The sequence below is a fragment of the Halorussus aquaticus genome, assembly GCF_024218795.1.
Lineage (GTDB): Archaea > Halobacteriota > Halobacteria > Halobacteriales > Haladaptataceae > Halorussus > Halorussus aquaticus.
Map to the genome: position 1 here is coordinate 69,263 of NZ_CP100400.1, position 18,088 is coordinate 87,350.

The window sequence follows — 18,088 nt, forward strand, 5'->3', positions numbered from 1 at the left end:
TCATCCGTGATGTTTATGTCGGTCTCGTTCGTAGCTGAAATTGGTCCCCGAGTGGCCCCGGACGAGAGGGTGGATAGTTCCTGCACGCGACACTCGCCGCTCCGGTTCGGCGCGGAGCGAGTTCGATTCGGTCTCCATCCGGCGAACTCCCGTACTCTGTCATCCCTACCGTACTCCGCGCTCGCGCTGCTCCGGGGACCGTTCTCCGCGACAGTCTCCAAGAGAGACTCTCCTCAGTTCGCGTACGGAACGCGAGTTCTCGGTCGGTGCCCCGCCGGGCGTCATCGCGACCGCTCAGAGCAACCGATACCGGCCGCGGCTCTCGCTGACCTCGCCCCGGCGGGCGAGTTTCCCGAGGGCGTCGCGAACGTACTCGGCCGGGACGCCGCGTTCGCTCGCGTACGCGACCACCTCGTCCTCGGTCGGTCGGTCGAGTTCGCGCAGCGCCGCCAGCACGGTGTCCTTCCGGGAACTGCCGCGGGTGCTGGCCGACCGATTCTCGACGCGTTCGGCGGCCTCGGCGACCGCCTCGGAGTCGATGCCGGAGGCCTCCAGATACTCCTCGTCGGAGACGCCCGCGTCCTCGACCTGCTCGTCCATCTCGGCGAAGGAGTCGAGTTCCGCGTACGCCTCGCCCTCGTCTTGGCGGTTGGCGAGCATCGACGACCGGACCTCCCGGGCGTGGTCCTCGTCGTCGGTCTCCACGAACTTCCGGAGTTTCTCGAACTTCCGGCGCTTCCCGCACCGCGGACACTGGGTGGTCTCGGGCCGCCCTTCCACGATTTTGAGCGCCTGACAGTCGCTACACCCCACGACGGCGTACATACTCGCAGGTCGGGCTTTTTCGTACGTGAATCTTCGGTCTCGGCTGCAGAATCTGACTCGACTCTCCGACTCGATTACCCGTAGTCGAACTTTTAGGTAGCCAGCCCTCTTCGGTACAGTTAGACATGGAAATCGTACCCAAAGACGCCGAAGAGTCCACGGAAGCGGTCGAGGGCGTCCACCTCTCGCTGCTCGCCGGGGCCGAGGAGATGAACGTCCAGCACTTCTCCATCGAACCCGGCGCGGAGGTGCCCGAACACAGCCACGACAACGAGCAGACCGGCTACATCACCAATGGCACGCTGACCTTCCTCGTGGACGGCGAGGAACTCGACGTGAGCGAGGGCGACTCCTACGCCATCCCGGCCGACGAACCCCACGCTGCCGAGAACCGGGGCGACGTGCCCGTGGAGGGCGTGGACATCTTCAGTCCGCCGCGCGAGAACCCGGACTGGAAGGACTGAGAACTGCTTTTTCTCTGGTAGTCGGGCGGAGTTGGTCGCGGTCGTAATCGAGTCGAAGGCAGTGACTGGTGTGGAAATCGAGTCGGGGCTAGCTGCTGCCGACACCGAGGAGTCACCGCGCCGCACCGCGTCAACCTCGCGCCTCCCCAACCGCTTGCGGTCCTCACTCCGTTGTCTCCGAAAATCGGGGATTTTCGGGATGACGAGAGAGCTTTGCTCTCTCGAACCACGGTCCTCAGCCCTCACGCGCTTGGCGCGACCACTGCCGGGTCGCGCCGCACGCGCCGGGGTCGAAACTCCGCAATCGCGCTCGCCGACTCACCCCAATCGTTCGAGCAACCGCCCGAACGCCTCGGCCTCCACGTCCCGGAGTTCCGCCTCGTCGTCCGGGCCGACCCCGGTCTTCAGGTCCGCAGGCTCCGCGTCTGTCTCGCCATCACGGAGACGTTCGAAGAGCGCGGCGGCCGACACCGAGAGTCGCCCGCGGTGGTCGGCGACGAAGTCGAGGGTCTCCTCGCGGTCCACGTCCCGGCCGGTACACTCGGCGTGGGCGACCCGGCCGACGCCCGCCGCGAGGACGACGCGGAACTGACCCACCTGCTCGCGAACCACGTCGCGGCGCTCCCACGTCGCGTCGAGCAGTTCCGCGCCGAGTTCGTCTTCGTCCGCGAGCAAGCGCCTGAGCGCGAACCCGTAGAGCCGTCCGGCGCTCTCCTCGGTGCGAATTCGGTCTGCGTACCGGCGAATCAGGTCGTCCCGGCGCTCGGCCGAGAGTTCGCCCGGTTCGGCCTTCCCCAGAATCATCAGGGCGTGACCCCACCACCGGGCGAGTTCGTCGTCCTCGCCCTCGGCGTCGAGAACGTCGAGCATGGGTTCGAGCGCGTCGAGCGCGCCCCGGGCGTTCTCCCGCCGGGCGTGGAGTTCGACCACGCGTTCGTAGTGTTCGCGCGCGGTGGCGGCGTCGCCGTGTTCGCGGGCGAGGTCGGCCAGTCGCAGTCCGAGGGTAATCGTCGCCTCCCGGTCGCCGAGGCGACCCCGCGTGCCGACCGCGCGGTCGTAGTACTCCCGCGCCGCCTCGTAGTCGCCGCGGTTCTCGGCGCGCTTCGCGCGTCTCCCGCAGTAGAACGCCTCCGCGCGTCGCTTCCACGGGAGGAGTCGGTCGAAGTGTTCCCCGAGCCACCTGTCGAACCGACTCGCACCCCCAGAGACCTCCGTCGTGTTCATGTGCTACCCACTGGCGCGATATTTTATAAATCTCTCGGGCGAAATAATTTACTAATCACGTCTCGGAACGAGCGGTCAGTGAATCGACTATCGTCGGGCGGCGGTAGCCCGGCGCATCGCACAGTCTACGATTCGCGTGAATCGACCGCGTCCGAAAGAGCGGCGATGACGCAGAAAGAACGAGGAGAGGATAGAAGAACGGAAGCCGAAGCGCTCTACGCGAGGTCTTCGATGTTCTTGCAGATCTCGTCGGCGTACTCACTCGTTGCGAGTTTCTCGCCGCCTTCGATTTGGCGCTCGATGTCGTAGGTGACCTTCTTCGAGGAGATCGTCGCTTCGACGGCGTCACGAACGAGTTGGGAGGCGTCTTCCCAGCCGATGTACTCCAGCATTAGTCGGCCGGAGAGAATCATCGCGGAGGGGTTGACCTTGTCCTGTCCGGCGTACTTGGGAGCAGAGCCGTGGACCGGTTCGGCGAGGACGCGGCCGTCACCGAAGTTCGCGCCGGGCGCGATGCCGAGACCACCAATCTGAGCGCCTGCGGCGTCCGAGAGGTAGTCACCGTTGAGGTTCGGCATGGCGAGAACGTCGTAGTTCTCGGTACGGGTCAGCAACTGCTGGAGCATGTTGTCGGCGATACGGTCGTTGACCACGACGGCGTCGTCGGGCTGTTCGCCGTCCTGCTCCTCCCAGAGGGTGTCCTCGGTGATGACCTCGTCACCGTACTCCTCTTCGGCGACCTCGTAGCCCCAGTCGCGGAACTGGCCCTCGGTGAACTTCATAATGTTGCCCTTGTGGACCAGTGTCACGGAGTCGCGGTCGTTTTCGAGGGCGTAGTCGATGGCCTTGCGGACGAGACGCTTGGTGCCGAATTCCGTGATGGGCTTGACGCCGATGCCGACCGCGCCCTGATGGATGGTCTCGTCGAAGCCCATGTCGTCCTCCACGAACTCTCGGACCTTCTCGACCTCGTCGGTACCCTCTTCCCACTCGATTCCGGCGTACACGTCCTCGGTGTTCTCCCGGAAGTTGACCATGTCCATCTTCTCCGGTTCCTTGACGGGCGAGGGGACGCCGTCGAGGTGGTAGGTCGGTCGGACGTTCGCGTAGAGGTCGAGTTTCTTTCGAAGCGCGACGTTCAGAGAACGGAAGCCCGCGCCGACGGGAGTCGTGAGCGGCCCCTTGATGGCGACTCGGTGTTCGCGGATGGCCTCGACGGTCTCCTCGGGCAGGTTCTCGTCGTACTTCTCGCGGGCACTTTCGCCAGCGTAGACGCGCATCCAGTGAATCTCACGGCCGGTCGCCTCTGCGGCCTTCTGCAGCACTTTCTGGGCGGCCGGACCGACGTCCTGTCCGATTCCGTCCCCGTGGATGATGGGGATAATCGGGTTCTCGGGTACGTCGAGTTCGTCGTTCTCGGCGTCCACGGCGGTAATCTTTTCCCCGTCCTCGGGAACTTCCACCTTGTCGTAGCTCATAACAGCTAAACCTGCGTGAGAGAGGGATAAAAGGCCTGCCGTTTGGCCGCGGACGGCTATAACCAACCTTAAATTCCTAATAATATATCCGGGGGGTTACTCCCGAACGACCCCGACGAGCGCGCGGAGTTGACTCGCCCCGTTCTCGAGGAGCGCTCTCGGGAACCCCGGTCGCGAACGGTCGAGCGCCCCCGAGAGCGCGCTCGCGGCGTCCTCGAACACGCCCTCACCGTGACCGACGAGGATTCGCTCGGGGGCGAGACCGCCCAGCAGGTCGCGGGGCGGCATCGGCCGCCGGAACGTGTAGACGCCGAGGCGCTCGTCGGTCACCCGGTACAGCGGCGCGGTCCCGAGCAAATCGGGCACGTAGAGGGTCCCGTCTGCGGGGCGAAAGGCGACGGACTCGCGCCACCCCGGCAACGGAGCGCGGGTGCGGACCCGGAATCCGGAGTCGCCGAGTCGCGCGCCGTAGCGCACCGTCGGCGCGGCGATGCGGTCCTCGACGCGGGTCATCGACTCGGGGAGCCAGACCGGAACGTCGTGACGCGCCGCGAGGACCCCGGCGTCGCGGGCGTGGTAGTTCGAGAGGACGGCGATCCCCGCCACGTCTCCGAGTTCGGCCACGATATCGTCGATGCCGGGCGCGTCGAGCGGGTCGAACAGCCAGACCCCGCCGTCCTCGCCTCGAACCGCGTGGCTGGCCCGGCGTCCGTCCTCGTCCGGGTGCGCTATCCAACCGAGACCGTCGCTCCACCGGTCGATTACTCGAACGCCGGCGGGGTCGTCTCTGACGAAGGTCGTCATGGTAGCGATTTGATATTCGCTCCCACGTAGCTATTGCGGTCGCAGGGTTCGCTCGGTCGCCTGTTCTCGGACCGCGAGCGCGCCTCCGTCCCGGATTTCCGATTGACCGGAAGTTAAGAACCCCCGCGAACCACCCCATCGTATGAAGGTCATCGTTCACGGCGGGGCCGGAAGCGACCCCGACGAACCCGAACCGAGACAGGCAGTGTTGGACGACGCGGCCGAGACCGGCGCGGCCGAATCCGGCGTCCTCGACGCGGTGGAGTCGGCGGTTCACGTCCTCGAATCCTCGCCGCGGTTCAACGCGGGCGTCGGCGGCGCGGTCCAGAGCGACGGCGAAATCCGGACCGACGCGGGCGTGATGACGAGCGACCGCGAGGCGGGCGCGGCCTGCTCGATGCCGGGCGTCGAACACGCCGTAAGCGCCGCGCGCGTCGTCGCGGAGGAGACGCCTCACGTCCTCGTCTCGGGCGACCACGCCGTGGACCTCGCGGCCGACTTCGGGGTCGAGACGGGCGCGGACCTCTGGTCGGAGAAGCAGCGAGAGAAGTGGGCCGACCTCGACGACACTCCGGACGGGACGCCGAGCGAACACCTCGACTGGCTCCGCGAGAAGTTCGGCGGGGCCGACACGGTGGGCGCGGTCGCGTACGACGGCGACGAGTTCGCCGCCGCGACCTCGACGGGCGGCCGGTGGCTGGCGCTGGCGGGTCGAGTCGGCGACGTGCCCCAAATCGGGAGCGGATTCTTCGCTGCCCCCGCGGGCGCGGCCAGCGCGACGGGCGCGGGAGAAGACATCGCCAAGGCCACGCTGACCCGGCGGGCGGTCCGACACCTCGAATCCGGTCACGGTGCTCAGGAGGCCGCCGACCGGGCCGTCGAGGAGTTCGCCGAACTCACTGGGTCGTCGGCGGGCGTCATCGTCCTCGACCGCGACGGGAACGCCGGGAGCGCCTTCAACAGCGACGCGATGCAGACGTCGGTGAGCAGTCGGACCGCGAACAGGTAGTCAGACCGAGTAGCGAGACGAACTGCGAGTCGGACGCTGAACGACGAGGACACGATTGCTACTGGCGGACGACGCCGCGGCTACCCGTCGTCGCGCTCGAAAAAAGAAATCGGCGTCGGAGCGCCGTTCACATCTCCGCAGTGGTCGTCTGTTCGCCTTCGGCCGCTTCCTCCGTGGTGGTCGTCTCCTCGGCACCTGCGCCTTCGTCGGTCGTCGTCTCTTCTTCGGTCGTCGTGGTCTGCTGACCGGCCTCGGTCGTCTCCTGAGCGCCGACGTTCATCTCGCCCGTGTCGGTCTGGTTACTCTCCGCAATAGATAGCTGCCCGGTCAGTCGCGCGCCGTCCGTGTAGACCCCGTGACTGTAGTTTCCTGCGGGGAACTGTCCGACGCTGACGTTGAACGTCACGGTCGCGGCACCCCTCGCGGGCACCTCGACGAGTTGGGCCTCGATGACGTTCCCGGCGATGCGGTAGGACACTTGCTTGGTGGTTCGGTCGGTACCGATGTTGACGATGGTCGCGCTCACGGTGTACTGCTCGCCCTGCTGGACCTCCGAGGGGGCCTGCAGGTTCCGGAACGAGACGACGGAGAGTTCGCCGCCCTGCACCTGCACGGCGTCGGCGGAGGCCGTACCGATGGTGGCCTGCTGGACGCTCACGCTCTCGACGGAGACGCTACTCACGGTGGTTCCGTCACCGGCCTGTGCGCCCGCGGCCTCGGTCGTGGTGGTTTCTTCGGTCGTGGTGGTTTCCTCGGTGGTCGTGGTCTCTTGGGCACCGACCTCACCTTCCGCGGTGGTGGTCTCCTGCGCACCGACGCCCTCTTCGGTCGTCGTCTCTTCCTGTAGCGCGGCCTCTTCGGTCGTGGTCTCCTCCGCACCGACGCCGCCTTCTGCGGCGGTAGTCTCTTCGACGCCCACTTCACCTTCTTCGGTAGTCGTCTCCTCGGCACCCACGCCTTCCTCGGTCGTCGTGGTCTCCTCGGTGGTTGTCGTGGTCTCTTCGGCCGCGACCGTCGTCTCTTCGGCGGTGGTCGTCGGCGTCTGGATACCGCCGGTATCGACGTTCAGCAGGACGAGCGACTGGATGCTCATCTCCTGAACGTCGACGGACTGGATGGTCGCGCTATCGACACTGACCTCGCCGAGTTGGGTCTGACCGTCGGCGGCGGTCGTGGTCTGCTGACCCGCGGCGGTGGTCTCCTGTCCGTCTGCTTCGGTGGTGGTGGTCTCCTGTGCACCCATACCTTCCTCGGTCGTCGTAGTCTCCTCCTGTAGTGCGGCCTCCTCGGTGGTCGTCTGGGCACCCGCCTGCTGGCCCGCGCTACTCTGGACGCGGATGTCCTGAACGACCAGACGCGAGACGTTCATCTGCTGAATCGTCAGGTCCTGTACGACGACCGACTGGACCGACGCGTTCCCGCTCAGCGCCTGCGAGAGCGTCTGGTCGTCGGTCTGGAGGTTCTCCATCGAGACGTTCTCGAACGTCAGGTTCTCGAGTCTGACGTTCCGCAGCGTCGCGTTGTCGAGGGTCTCGTTCTGCCCGACGACTTCGACCGTATCGACCTGCATCACCTGAATCGTCGCGTTCTGAACCGTGGCGTTGGCTAACTCCAGTTGTTCGACCGTGACGTTCTGTAACTCCACTCCGTTCGTTTCGTCGGATGCGGACGGTGACGTGCCGCCGAGTGCCGCCAGCGGGACGCTGGCGAGCATCAGGGCTGTCACCATCAGCACTGCACCGGTTTCTCGTTGCATATGCAGGCAGTCATATCGCCGGAGCCGCCAATAAACGGGACCAACTGTTTCGTACCGTTTGGGGTTTTGACGGCCTATTACTGCCGTTACCGCGGAGTTGTCCCGCTGGTACGACACCCCTAACCGCTCGGTGATATGTGGCCCGACGGGAACGTCTGTCCAACCGTAGACGGGCTGTCACGAACGCGCCCCTCGTGAGACGCAAACTCTTTCCGGCGTTCAGGCCAACGTAGGGGCATGAGCAGCACCGAAATCGACCTCGACGCCGAAAAGTACGAGAAGCACCGCGAGGCGGGCGAAATTCTCGCACAGGTCCGCGAGGAGACCGCCGAGCGCGTCGAAGTCGGGACGACGCAGTTGGAAGTCGCCGAGTACGCCGAGGACCGAATCCGGGAACTCGGCGGGGAACCCGCCTTCCCGGTCAACATCAGCGTGGACGAGGAGGCCGCCCACGCCACTCCCTCCGCGGACGACGACACCGAGTTCGGCGAGGAGATGGTCAACCTCGACATCGGCGTCCACGTCGACGGGTGGATAGCCGACACCGCGATTACGGTGGACCTATCGGGTAACCCCGAACTACAGGAGGCCAGCGCCGAGGCGTTGGAGGCCGCCCTCGACGTGGTCGAACCCGGCGTCGAGACCGGGGAAATCGGCGCGGAAATCGAGTCGGTCATCGACGGCTACGGCTACAACCCCGTGGTCAACCTCACCGGCCACGGTCTCGACCAGTACCAGCAGCACGTCTCGCCGAACATCCCGAACCGCGCGGTGTCGCAGGGCGTCGAACTCGAAGTCGGCGACGTGGTCGCCATCGAACCGTTCGCCACCGACGGGTCCGGCAAGGTCAGCGAGGGCAACGACGAGGAGATCTTCGCGCTCGAACGCGAGGGGTCCGTCCGCGACCGACAGGCCCGACAGGCACTCGAACAGATATCTGAGGAGTTCAAGACCCTCCCGTTCGCCACCCGGTGGTTGGACGTCTCCCGCGCGGAGATGGCGCTCCGTCGCTTGAAGATGAACGATATCGTCCACGGCTACCCGGTACTCAAAGAGGACGACGGCAAACTCGTCAGCCAGAAGGAACACACGCTCATCGTGACCGAGGACGGCTGTGAAGTGACGACGAAGTAGCGCGACTCACTCGGTATCTCCGGTTTCTCCTTCTCCGAGCAGGTCGGACGTCGGATATCTCGAACGTTTGGCGTCCGCAAAAAGAGAGTACGACCGGTCGCTCGGAACGGACTTCTCGGAAACCTCCACCCACGCTTCGCTACGGCGGGGAGAGCGGTGGCGGCGTTACGCGTTGTTCATCCGCTGGATAGACTCCTCACCACAGATCTGACATTCGGTCACACGGTACGGTTCGCGCGAGAACTCGGCGTTCTCGCGTTTCTGGCTCTCGGTCCGAATCTGGACGGAGACGTCGTGTGGCGTCTCGCGTCCGCATTCGTCGCACGATTCCGTGATCGCCTGGAAGCTTTGGTTTTGTGTTGCCATCGTGACCTTCCTCTCACTGTCTTCTTGCGCTGATAGGAGCATAAAAACCCCAATCCGTTGGGGGGCGTTCGAACCGTTCATTCGGCTCCCGTCTTGCGATTTAGACGCAAAATTGGACGAGAGTGGCCGAAACAGTTTATAGGCTCGTTTGCGGAAGTAATGAAACAAAAACCGCCTGCAACGGCCGGAATGTTTATATACTACTTTCGGCGGTGTTCGGCCGGTAGAACCGGGCGTTTCGTGACCGAAACCGAAGCCGTCCGCAGGGAGAACCGCGTCGGCGGTTGCAGGCGGTACCGCGTTCACGGTCGTAGGCGTCGTAGAACGACCTCCGAGAACTGTCGGAGGAGGTCGGAGCGAGACGGACGCGGTGGGCACAGTCGGGGCATCGAGACTCCCGAACCGCTATCAAAACCGTGGTATCAACTGACGACGTACTGTAGCACTTCCAACACTACGTTCGAAACGAACCGCCGTCGCTCGATACCGGGACTACCCAAGGGAAAGCGGAGTCTCCGTTTCACCGTCGAACGATTGCACGGCGTTTCGCGCGAATCGGAACCGACCGGCTCGCGTTCTAAGTCGAGATTACCTGCGAGCGGACAGCAGTAACGGGGTAGTTCCGCTCCGTGCGTCGCCTCGAACTGCGGGAGGACTCGCTCCCCGGAGTTCGTCGCTCGTTCGAAACTCGCCCGGTCGCGTACGAGACGTGAATCGGGAGCGACCGACAGCAGACGATATAAATCGTCGCGCCCGTAACGGCGACGCATGGAACAGGTCTTCGCACCGTGGCGCATCGAGTGGGTCGAGCGAGACGACGAGGAGGACGAAATCGAAGGGTGCGTGTTCTGCGAACTTCCGGAGCGCGACGACGACCGCGACAATCTCGTTGTCGCCCGCAGCGACCACGCCTTCGTGATGTTCAACAACTACCCCTACAACCCGGGCCACGCGATGGTCGTCCCGCGCGAACACACGGGCGACTACCGCGACCTCTCCGAGGCGGTCCTGCTCGACCACGCCCGCCTCAAGCAACGGACCTTCGACGCGCTCGAAACCGCACTCTCTCCCAGCGGGTTCAACGCGGGTCTCAACCTCGGTGAGGGCGCGGGCGGGTCCATCGACGACCACCTCCACACGCACGTCGTCCCGCGGTGGGAGGGCGACACCAACTTCATGCCGGTCGTCTCGGACACCAAGGTCATCGTGGAGGCCATCGACGAGACGTACGACCGGGTGCGCGAGGCGTTCGCCGAACAGGAAGGCGCGGAGATTCCCGACGACGAGAAGTCGGCGGTCCGCTTCCGGTTCTAGCGTCGGCGGGCGGGTGCTGTCTCGGACGGTGACTCCCACCGAACGACACGCCCTTGGTTCCGGGGTCCGAAGGTGGGCGCGATGAGCAAGCACGCGGTCCGCCGCGTCGGCGCGGTCGTCTTGGCGGTCAACGTGCTGCTGGTGGTCGCCAAGGGGTTCGTCTGGTGGACGACCGGCAGTCTGGCGGTCGGGTCCGAGGCGGTCAACAGCCTCGCCGACTCGGGCTACAGCGTGGTCATCCTCGCGGGTCTCTACCTGACGACGCGACCGCCCGACTTCAGCCACCCCCACGGACACGAGCGAATCGAACCGTTCGTCTCGCTGTTCATCGCGCTCGGCGTGTTCGCGGCGGGCGGTGCGGTCCTCTGGCGGGCGACCACGTCGATTCTCTCGGGCGAGGTCGGGGCCGCCGTGACCTCCCCGGCCGCCGTCGCGGTGCTGGTCGCCACCGCCGCGGCGAAGTTCGGTCTCTATCGGTACTGCATGACTGCCGCCGAACGGACTCGCTCTCCGGCGCTGACCGCGACTGCGCTCGACAACCGCAACGACATCCTGACCGCGGGCGCGGCGCTGGCGGGCGTCCTCGGGGCGGGCGTGGGACTGCCGATTCTGGACCCCATCTCGGCGGGCGTCGTCTCGCTCGGCATCCTCTACACCGGCTACGAAATCGTCCAAGACAACGTCGATTACCTCGTCGGGAGCGCCCCGCCGGACGACCTCCGGGCCGAAATCGTCCGACGGGTGCTGGCCCACCCGGACGTCGAGGGCGCTCACGACGTCATCGCCCACTACGTCGGCCCGGAGATAGACGTGAGCCTCCACATCGAAGTCGAGGGCGACCGCACGCTGTTCGAGGCCCACGGCATCGAGACCGACGTGGTGCAGTCCATCCGCGAACTGGAGGAAGTAGACGACGTGTTCGTCCACGTGGACCCGAAGGAACTCGGCGAGTGGAAGACCGACGAGACGATAGACGAGTTGGTCGATGACGAGAAAGTCGAGCAGTAACCGAAGTTCTCCGGCCGGTTCGCCGAACGCCGTCAGACCGGCTCGCCGAACGCGTACACCGTGCTGTGGCCCGTAATTTCCACGTCCACGAAGTCGCCGACCTCGACGCCGTGGTCGTCGGCGTTCTGGACGATGACCTGTCGATAGGCCTCGTCGTAGCACTTCACGGAGTCGCCGGTCCCCTCCTCGACGACCAGCACTTCGTGGGTCTCGCCGACCATCGCGTCGTAGGCCTCGGCCACCACGTCCATCTTGAGTTCGGACATCTCCTTCGAGCGCTCCTTCTTCTTGGTGCCCCCGAGACCTTTCATCTCGGCGGCGTCGGTGCCGGGGCGCTTCGAGAACCGAGTGACGTTAATCTTCTCGGGTCGGGTCTCGCGCAGGAGCGCCATGCTCTGGGCGTGGTCCTCGTCTTCCTCGGTCGGAAAGCCGACGATGAAGTCGGTCGAGAGCGTCCAGTAGTCCAGATACTCGTCGAACGTCTCGACGATTTCGACGTACTCCGAGACCTGGTGCTGGCGGCGCATGTCGCCCAGCACGTCGTCGCTCCCGGACTGGACCGGCGCGTGGATGAAGTTGTATAGCTTCTCGTTCTCCGCGAACACCTCCGCGAGTTCCTCGCGGATGCCGTGGACGCCCTTCGGGTTCGCCATCCCGACGCGGACCCGGAAGTCGCCCTCGATGTCGCAGATTCGGTCGAGCAGTTCGTGGAGTTTGCGCTCGCCCGTGTCCCACCCGTAGACGCCGGTGTCCTGCCCGGTGATTCGAATCTCCTTCGCCCCGGCGTGGACCAGCGCGCGGGCCTTCTCGACGTTCTCTGAGACCGGCGGCGAGTCGATTTTGCCGGTGGCCTGCTTGGTGATGCAGTACGAGCAGTCGGACATGCAACCGCGAGCGATGGGGAGGATGCCGATGACGCCGTCCAGCACGGGTTCGGCGTCGGGCGTGGTCGTCGGACACTCGCCGTTCGTGACGGCTTCGGGTACCTCGTCCCAGTGGATGACGTCGGCGTCCACCTCGGCGTCGCGGAACTGCTCGCCCTGCGCGAGCGCCATGCAACCGGTCACGATGAGGTCGGCCGTCTCCTCGCCCAACTCCTCGGCCCGCCGCAGCATGTTGCGCTCGGTCTTCTCGACTACGGTGCAGGTGTTGAGGATGGCCACGTCGGCCTCGCCGGGACCCTCGACGCGGTGGTGGCCCGCGTCGCGGAGTCGCCGCTCTATCTGGCGACTCTCGCCCCGGTTCGACGTGCAACCGTAGGTTTCGATGTGATACCGGGCCATTCGCTGACGGGACGTTTCGGCTACGCGGGCAAAAGCGCGACGAATCAGGACGTGTTCGACCTGCCGCGGTAAGTTCAAAAGGCCAACCTTTTGACGCCGAAATTCGACGGCCCACGTATGGTCGTTCTCGATACGCTCGGCGACGCCGTTTCGCTGCTCCGCCGTCGCCCGACGCTCTTCGGCTATCTCGTGGCTCTCGGTCTCGTCGCGAACCTCTTGGGGAGCGGGCACTACTTCGGTCTCTCGGAGTTCGGTCAGAAACTGCTGGCTCGCGCCTCGATAGTCGTCGGCCCGGCCATCACGGTCGGCGTCCTCGACCTCGTGAACCGCGCAGTCGTGGACGGCAGCGTGGAGCGAGACGCAGTCGTCCACGCGGGCGTCCGGAACTATCTGCGGGTCGTCGGGATGTCTCTCCTACTCGCTTTCGGCGGTGGCATCGCCGGAATACTCCTTCTCGCCGTCCTCCCCGTTCAGTTGGCGCTGGTCGTGTGCCTCGTAGCGATAGTCGCGGCGGCGCTCGTGTTCCAGTTCGCCGACCTCGCCATCGTTCTGGAGGGTGAGACTCCGAGAGACGCCATCCGACGGAGCTACGACCTCGCCACCTCGAATCTCGGTCCCGTCCTCGGGTACACCGCTCTCGAAGTACCTCTCGGCCTGTTCCACGGCGCTACGCTCGTCGAGCGCTCCGAATTGGAGGGAATCCTCGCCACCGTCACGCCCGACTCGACACCGCTCACCTTCGGAATCCTCGCCGTCGGAACCGTCGGCTGGGCGGTCTTACAGACGTATCGCGTCGTCTTCTACCGGGCACTCGTGGCGTCCGACGGCGACGGACAGACAGGTCGGGACCTCGCTGGCGGACACGATGCGACAGCGGTGTGGACCGACGGTGGATCCGTTCCGTAGCCCGCCGAAACGTCCTTCTGGGTCCGTCTCGTGTTTTCCGACGTTGGAGACTGCGGGCGTGACAACCTATTGCAGTTCTTCACTGCGAGACCTTCTATCGCAGACGTGTCGGGGGTAGAAAACGTTCGTTTCAACTCCTTCGAGTCGGACACGTCCGCGGCCGATTCCGACCCTCCCGACCGCGCGGCGACGTGCCCTCGATAGCTCCCCGAATTCCGAGAGGTCGGGCGGAGTCGGTTGACCACGAGATTCACCGTCCCGTCGGTCGGTTCGGCGAGCGCCGAGAACGTCGCGTCGGCTTCGTTCCGTCGAAATTTCAAGCGTGTGTTCGTTTCGTCGTGTTTCACTGCGGTCTCGGTCCGCTCGTGGTGTTCGACAACTCCCCGAGATGTCCGCGACGCGCCCGTGATTCGTGTCTCGAAACACCGACGTTCGGGGCTGAAACCCTCGACTCGTTATGCGGCCAAGAACAAACTACGACTATCGCCTGTTCCTATCTGCCGGTCTCACCCGGCGAGAAATCATGAACGGACCAAACGTACTACTTCAGGCAGACGGCGAAGTGTTAGGAAACCTCCCGGAGTGGCTCGGCAGCGCCCTCTCGGAGATAGTGGCGGCGCTCCCGCGACTCGTCGGCGCTATCGTCATCCTCCTCATCGGTTGGGCGGTCGGGAAGATACTCGGTGGCGTCGTACAGCGAGTGGCCGACCGGGCCGGAATCGACCGCAGCGCAAAGGACACGCCGATAGGACGGATGATGGGAGACTCACGCGACGCGCTGTCGAACTTCCTCGGGTCGGTCACGGCGTGGTTCGTCTACGCGTTGGCCATCCTCGCGGCGGCGAACACGCTCGCCATCCCGATACTCTCCGAGTGGATAGCGACGGCGGTGTCGTACCTCCCGGCGTTCGTCGCCGGACTCCTGGTCATCATCGGCGGGTTCATCGTCTCGGACTTCATCGGCGACGCCATCGAACGGACGCGCGCGGCGACTCAGTCGCAGTACACCCACTACTTCGCCACCGGCGTCCGGATGTTCCTGTACTTCACCGCCGTCGTCATCGGTCTCGACACGATGGGAATCGACGTGCAGTTGCTGTACATCTTCGCGCAGGCCCTCGCGTGGGGTCTCGCCGCGGGTCTCGCGCTCGCCATCGGCGTCGGCTTCGGTTGGGGCAGCAAGGACTACATCGCCAACAACATGAACCGCTGGGCGGGCACCGCCAAGACCAGCGCGTCGAGCATGTCCCAAGAGCAGGGCCAAGGCTCGACCTCGGACGACGACTGACGACGCTCCCCGGCTTCTCGGTAACTGGCCGCGTGAGTTTTTTGACCGCCCGACGCAGTTCGGTGTATGAGTGCTCTTTCGCGGGCACGGGGGTTCGGAAAGCGAGTGTACGCCGACTTCTCGGAGAAGAACGTGACCTTCATGGCCGCGGGTATCGCGTACAACGCGTTCGTGTCGCTCGCACCGATGCTGCTGTTGCTCCTGCTGGTCGTCTCCACGTTCGGCAGCGGTCTCGAAGCCCGAGTCGTCGCCGTCGCCGGGAACTGGCTCCCCGGCCCGATAGCCAACGTCGTCGAGGAGATATTCCGAGGCAACTCCTCGACCGCCGGGGCGTCGGTCGTCGGTCTCGTCGTCCTCCTGTGGGGGACGCTCAAGATATTCCGCGGTCTCGACACGGCCTTCTCCGAGATATACGAGACGAGGGGTCGCAACTCGTTCGCCGACCAGTTGAAAGACGGTATCGTCGTCCTCGTGGCCCTCGTCGTCGCCGTCGTCTCGACGATAGGCGTCACGGTCGCGTTCTCCCGGTTCTCCGACGCGATTCCGTTCGTCGGGTTGCTGACGCCGCTGGTCCTCGTCGCCGGACTCGTCGTCGCGTTCTACCCGATGTACTATCGGTTCCCAGACACGGACGTGGGACTAGACGACGTGCTGCCCGGCGTGGTGTTCGCCGCCGTCGGGTGGGCCGGGCTTCAGGGCGTCTTTCAGGTCTACCTCCTGTTCAAGGACCCCGGGTCGGGGAGCTTCTTCGGGAGCGTCATCCTCGTCGTCACGTACCTCTACTTCTCCGGACTGGTACTGCTCCTCGGTGCCGTCATCAACGCCGTCGTCGGCGGGCACTCCTCCGGCGAACCCGGCGGAGTGGGACGGGCCGCGACGAGTTACGACACCGAGTGCGAGGAGAGACTCGACCGCGAGGAACTCGCCGACTACCTCGCGGACCTCCGGAACGAACTCGCGGGGCGCTACGACGGGATGCGCCCGGCCGCCCACTCGGACGACGAGGACCGACGCCCCCGTCCGGCGGGCGACGTGCAACTGGTCGAACACCAGACGGTGGACGACGGCGAGCGCCGGTGGACGGTCACGCTCCAGTGGACCGTCGCCGAGGAGTCCGAAGCGGTCGGGGCGAGCGAGCGCCCCGCGGACGACTGAACGTTCGCTGACGGCTGAGGACTCGCCGAGCGACCGAGTAGTCGCCGACGTCTCGTAGCTGTAACCGGAAAAACATTTGTGGCGGCGGCCTGAACGCCGAGCCATGCCCTCCAGACGACGCTATCTCGCCGGTGTCGCGACGGTCGGAACCGCGGCGATAGCTGGCTGTACCGCCGACAGCGGTCACGACGCCGCCGCGGACGCCGCGAGCGACGCGACCGACTGGCCGACGCTCGCTCACGACGCCGCGAACACAGGGTACAACCCGAAGGGTCGCGGTCCCGAGTCGGGCGTCCGCGAGCGATGGAGCATCGAACTCACCGCGGCGACTACTCCGCCGGTCGTGGCGGACGACAGGGTGTACGTCCCTTCGGGCGACGACCTCCACTGCTTCGCCAAGGCGGACGGGAGCGAGGTCTGGACGCACTCGTTCGACGACGGCGACGCGATGGTCCTGTGGTCGGCCCCGACCGTGCGCGACGGTCGGGTGTACGTCTCCGGAGGGAACGCCGACAGCCTCCGGGTCCTCGACGCGGAGACGGGCGAGCGGGTCCGCGAGTTCGGCACTCGCGGTGAAGTCTCGGCCGCGCCGCGCTTCGGTCGGGACGGCGAGCGGGTGTTCGTGGTCACGCGAGACGGCTGGGTCCACTGCTTCGACCTCGAAGAGGGCGCGGAGAGCTGGCGCACCGAACTGTTCGGCCACGTCGTCGCGCCGGTCGCGGTTGCCCAGCACAGCTTTCACCTCTACGTGGCGACCGAGGGCGGCGAGGTGTACGCCCTCTCGAAGGACGACGGGGAGGGCGCGTGGCGACAGAAGGTCCCCGGCACGATTCAGGTCGCTCCGGCCGTCGTCGGCCGGGGGGTCTACGTCCTGCCGTCCGGCGGTAACGTCCACAGGCTTTCGACGGCGGACGCGGGCGCGGTCGAGTGGACCAGCGAGAGTCGGGCGTTCGGCGAACACCACCTCGCGGTCGCCGACGGCCGGGTCATCGCCACCGACGGCGATGGTCTGCTGGCTATCGACGCCGAGTCCGGAACGACCGACTGGACGGTCTCGACCCCCGACAACGTCAACTGCGCCCCGGCGGTCGCTGGCGACACCGTCTACGTCGGCGACGAGTCGGGGCGCGTTCACGCGGTGAAGACGAGCGGCGGCACCGGTTTCGGTGGCGTCCGCGTCGGGGCGCGCCGCTGGAAGACCGACCTCGGCGGTCGCGTCCGCGAGGGCGTCACGGTCGCCGACGGGCGACTGTACGCCTACACCGCCCCGTCGGAGGAACCGACGCGACTCCACGCGCTCGAAGAACCGTAGGAGTCAGTCACCGCGCCGTCAGTAGTTCTCTCGGAAGTCCTCGACGATTTCGACGCCCGAACTCGCGCCGATGCGCTCGGCCCCGGCGTCTATCATCGCCTTCGCCTGCTCGTAGTTGCCGACGCCGCCGCTGGCCTTGACGGGCAGGTACTCGCTCATCAGTTCCACGTCCGCGACCGTCGCCCCGCCGTCGGCGAATCCGGTCGAGGTCTTGACGAACGCGGCGTCGGCCTCCGCGGCGGCCTCGCACGCCCGGTGCTTCTCCTCGTCCGAGAGCAGCGCCGTCTCGATGATGACCTTGACAGGGACGGGAACCGAAGCCACTACCTCCTCGATGTCCTCGCGGACGGCCTCGTCGTCCCCGGCCTTCAGGCGGCCGACGTTGAGGACCATATCCAACTCGTCCGCGCCGTCCTCGTACGCGACGACGGCCTCCTCGCGCTTGGCCGACGTGGCGTTCTGTCCGTGGGGGAACCCGACGACGGTCGCGAGGGTGACCTCCGGAGCGTGCTCGGCGGCTTCGGCCACGTAGCACGGCGGGATGCAGGCGTTCATGCCGTACTCGTCGGCCTCGTCGAGGACCGCCGTCACGTCGTCGAGGGTCGTCTCCGGTCCGAGGACCGTGTGGTCTATCTTCGCGGCGAGTTCTGCGTCGTTCATATTTGGACGTGAGACGGCCCGCAACTAAAAAGCCGACTGTCCCCCGGAGTCGCTCGGTCTCTCGATGGAGGAACTGCTCGGTCTCTCGGTGGCGGAGATGCT

General features: G+C 65.8%; 17 protein-coding genes. 9 read left to right on the top strand and 8 right to left on the bottom strand.

Features of this window, described 5'->3' with window-relative positions:
* Positions 1 to 294: 294 nt before the first annotated feature.
* Positions 295 to 825, bottom strand: coding sequence for a DUF5817 domain-containing protein (locus tag NGM06_RS00330; protein ID WP_254268386.1), 531 nt, complete (start codon positions 823 to 825; stop codon positions 295 to 297).
* 125 nt (positions 826 to 950) lie between these two features.
* On the opposite strand from NGM06_RS00330, the gene NGM06_RS00335 reads away from it, so the two are divergent.
* Entirely contained in the window at positions 951 to 1,289 is a 339-nt protein-coding gene (locus NGM06_RS00335) for a cupin domain-containing protein (protein ID WP_254268387.1), read from the top strand.
* Between the two features lie 318 nt (positions 1,290 to 1,607).
* Here NGM06_RS00335 and NGM06_RS00340 read toward each other — a convergent pair whose 3' ends face one another.
* From NGM06_RS00340 to NGM06_RS00350, 3 genes are all read right to left on the bottom strand, one after another.
* On the bottom strand, positions 1,608 to 2,513 hold the full coding sequence (locus NGM06_RS00340) for a tetratricopeptide repeat protein (protein ID WP_254268388.1): 906 nt from the start codon (positions 2,511 to 2,513) through the stop codon (positions 1,608 to 1,610).
* 215 nt (positions 2,514 to 2,728) lie between these two features.
* Positions 2,729 to 3,991, bottom strand: a complete 1,263-nt coding sequence (gene icd / locus NGM06_RS00345; protein ID WP_254268389.1) for an isocitrate dehydrogenase (NADP(+)) — start codon at positions 3,989 to 3,991, stop codon at positions 2,729 to 2,731.
* A gap of 96 nt (positions 3,992 to 4,087) precedes the next feature.
* Positions 4,088 to 4,795, bottom strand: coding sequence for a hypothetical protein (locus tag NGM06_RS00350; RefSeq protein WP_254268390.1), 708 nt, complete (start codon positions 4,793 to 4,795; stop codon positions 4,088 to 4,090).
* Positions 4,796 to 4,937: 142 nt separating this feature from the next.
* Here NGM06_RS00350 and NGM06_RS00355 point away from each other — a divergent pair, with 142 nt between their 5' ends.
* Entirely contained in the window at positions 4,938 to 5,804 is an 867-nt protein-coding gene (locus NGM06_RS00355; RefSeq protein WP_254268391.1) for an isoaspartyl peptidase/L-asparaginase, read from the top strand.
* Between the two features lie 127 nt (positions 5,805 to 5,931).
* Here the strand turns inward: NGM06_RS00355 and NGM06_RS00360 are convergent, their stop codons facing one another.
* Positions 5,932 to 7,560 (bottom strand): hypothetical protein, encoded by a 1,629-nt coding sequence (locus NGM06_RS00360; RefSeq protein WP_254268392.1) that lies wholly within the window; start codon positions 7,558 to 7,560, stop codon positions 5,932 to 5,934.
* A gap of 237 nt (positions 7,561 to 7,797) precedes the next feature.
* Here NGM06_RS00360 and map point away from each other — a divergent pair, with 237 nt between their 5' ends.
* Positions 7,798 to 8,694: a type II methionyl aminopeptidase gene (gene map, locus NGM06_RS00365; protein ID WP_254268393.1), complete on the top strand. Its 897-nt coding sequence runs from the start codon at positions 7,798 to 7,800 to the stop codon at positions 8,692 to 8,694.
* Positions 8,695 to 8,859: 165 nt separating this feature from the next.
* Here map and NGM06_RS00370 read toward each other — a convergent pair whose 3' ends face one another.
* The gene (locus NGM06_RS00370) at positions 8,860 to 9,060 is read right to left on the bottom strand and encodes a DUF7835 family putative zinc beta-ribbon protein (RefSeq protein ID WP_163519993.1); all 201 of its coding nucleotides are present in this window, start codon (positions 9,058 to 9,060) and stop codon (positions 8,860 to 8,862) included.
* Between the two features lie 768 nt (positions 9,061 to 9,828).
* Here NGM06_RS00370 and NGM06_RS00375 point away from each other — a divergent pair.
* Both NGM06_RS00375 and NGM06_RS00380 read left to right on the top strand, forming a co-directional pair.
* Positions 9,829 to 10,374, top strand: coding sequence for an HIT family protein (locus NGM06_RS00375; RefSeq protein WP_254268394.1), 546 nt, complete (start codon positions 9,829 to 9,831; stop codon positions 10,372 to 10,374).
* 81 nt (positions 10,375 to 10,455) lie between these two features.
* On the top strand, positions 10,456 to 11,382 hold the full coding sequence (locus NGM06_RS00380) for a cation diffusion facilitator family transporter (RefSeq protein WP_254268395.1): 927 nt from the start codon (positions 10,456 to 10,458) through the stop codon (positions 11,380 to 11,382).
* 32 nt (positions 11,383 to 11,414) lie between these two features.
* Here the strand turns inward: NGM06_RS00380 and NGM06_RS00385 are convergent, their stop codons facing one another.
* The gene (locus tag NGM06_RS00385) at positions 11,415 to 12,665 is read right to left on the bottom strand and encodes a tRNA (N(6)-L-threonylcarbamoyladenosine(37)-C(2))-methylthiotransferase (protein WP_254268396.1); all 1,251 of its coding nucleotides are present in this window, start codon (positions 12,663 to 12,665) and stop codon (positions 11,415 to 11,417) included.
* A gap of 117 nt (positions 12,666 to 12,782) precedes the next feature.
* Between NGM06_RS00385 and NGM06_RS00390 the strand changes: the two genes are divergently transcribed.
* From NGM06_RS00390 to NGM06_RS00405, 4 genes are all read left to right on the top strand, one after another.
* Positions 12,783 to 13,571: a DUF7847 domain-containing protein gene (locus tag NGM06_RS00390; protein WP_254268397.1), complete on the top strand. Its 789-nt coding sequence runs from the start codon at positions 12,783 to 12,785 to the stop codon at positions 13,569 to 13,571.
* Between the two features lie 523 nt (positions 13,572 to 14,094).
* On the top strand, positions 14,095 to 14,859 hold the full coding sequence (locus NGM06_RS00395) for a mechanosensitive ion channel family protein (protein WP_254268398.1): 765 nt from the start codon (positions 14,095 to 14,097) through the stop codon (positions 14,857 to 14,859).
* A 66-nt stretch (positions 14,860 to 14,925) separates the two neighbouring features.
* Positions 14,926 to 16,014: a YihY/virulence factor BrkB family protein gene (locus tag NGM06_RS00400; protein WP_254268399.1), complete on the top strand. Its 1,089-nt coding sequence runs from the start codon at positions 14,926 to 14,928 to the stop codon at positions 16,012 to 16,014.
* A gap of 103 nt (positions 16,015 to 16,117) precedes the next feature.
* Positions 16,118 to 17,326 carry an outer membrane protein assembly factor BamB family protein gene (locus tag NGM06_RS00405; RefSeq protein WP_254268400.1) on the top strand — a complete coding sequence of 403 codons (1,209 nt, stop codon included), beginning with the start codon at positions 16,118 to 16,120 and terminating at the stop codon, positions 17,324 to 17,326.
* 18 nt (positions 17,327 to 17,344) lie between these two features.
* Here NGM06_RS00405 and deoC read toward each other — a convergent pair whose 3' ends face one another.
* Positions 17,345 to 17,986, bottom strand: coding sequence for a deoxyribose-phosphate aldolase (gene deoC / locus NGM06_RS00410; protein WP_254268401.1), 642 nt, complete (start codon positions 17,984 to 17,986; stop codon positions 17,345 to 17,347).
* Positions 17,987 to 18,088 lie beyond the last annotated feature (102 nt).

Bases quoted from the DNA above. Each gene is read 5' to 3' on its own strand.
- map (WP_254268393.1), top strand. From the start codon at position 7,798: ATGAGCAGCACCGAAATCGACCTCGACGCCGAAAAGTACGAGAAGCAC.
- NGM06_RS00340 (WP_254268388.1), bottom strand. From the start codon at position 2,513: ATGAACACGACGGAGGTCTCTGGGGGTGCGAGTCGGTTCGACAGGTGG.
- NGM06_RS00370 (WP_163519993.1), bottom strand. From the start codon at position 9,060: ATGGCAACACAAAACCAAAGCTTCCAGGCGATCACGGAATCGTGCGAC.
- NGM06_RS00390 (WP_254268397.1), top strand. From the start codon at position 12,783: ATGGTCGTTCTCGATACGCTCGGCGACGCCGTTTCGCTGCTCCGCCGT.
- NGM06_RS00395 (WP_254268398.1), top strand. From the start codon at position 14,095: ATGAACGGACCAAACGTACTACTTCAGGCAGACGGCGAAGTGTTAGGA.
- NGM06_RS00400 (WP_254268399.1), top strand. From the start codon at position 14,926: ATGAGTGCTCTTTCGCGGGCACGGGGGTTCGGAAAGCGAGTGTACGCC.
- icd (WP_254268389.1), bottom strand. From the start codon at position 3,991: ATGAGCTACGACAAGGTGGAAGTTCCCGAGGACGGGGAAAAGATTACC.
- NGM06_RS00360 (WP_254268392.1), bottom strand. From the start codon at position 7,560: ATGCAACGAGAAACCGGTGCAGTGCTGATGGTGACAGCCCTGATGCTC.
- NGM06_RS00405 (WP_254268400.1), top strand. From the start codon at position 16,118: ATGCCCTCCAGACGACGCTATCTCGCCGGTGTCGCGACGGTCGGAACC.
- NGM06_RS00385 (WP_254268396.1), bottom strand. From the start codon at position 12,665: ATGGCCCGGTATCACATCGAAACCTACGGTTGCACGTCGAACCGGGGC.
- NGM06_RS00350 (WP_254268390.1), bottom strand. From the start codon at position 4,795: ATGACGACCTTCGTCAGAGACGACCCCGCCGGCGTTCGAGTAATCGAC.
- NGM06_RS00375 (WP_254268394.1), top strand. From the start codon at position 9,829: ATGGAACAGGTCTTCGCACCGTGGCGCATCGAGTGGGTCGAGCGAGAC.
- NGM06_RS00330 (WP_254268386.1), bottom strand. From the start codon at position 825: ATGTACGCCGTCGTGGGGTGTAGCGACTGTCAGGCGCTCAAAATCGTG.
- NGM06_RS00380 (WP_254268395.1), top strand. From the start codon at position 10,456: ATGAGCAAGCACGCGGTCCGCCGCGTCGGCGCGGTCGTCTTGGCGGTC.
- NGM06_RS00335 (WP_254268387.1), top strand. From the start codon at position 951: ATGGAAATCGTACCCAAAGACGCCGAAGAGTCCACGGAAGCGGTCGAG.
- NGM06_RS00355 (WP_254268391.1), top strand. From the start codon at position 4,938: ATGAAGGTCATCGTTCACGGCGGGGCCGGAAGCGACCCCGACGAACCC.
- deoC (WP_254268401.1), bottom strand. From the start codon at position 17,986: ATGAACGACGCAGAACTCGCCGCGAAGATAGACCACACGGTCCTCGGA.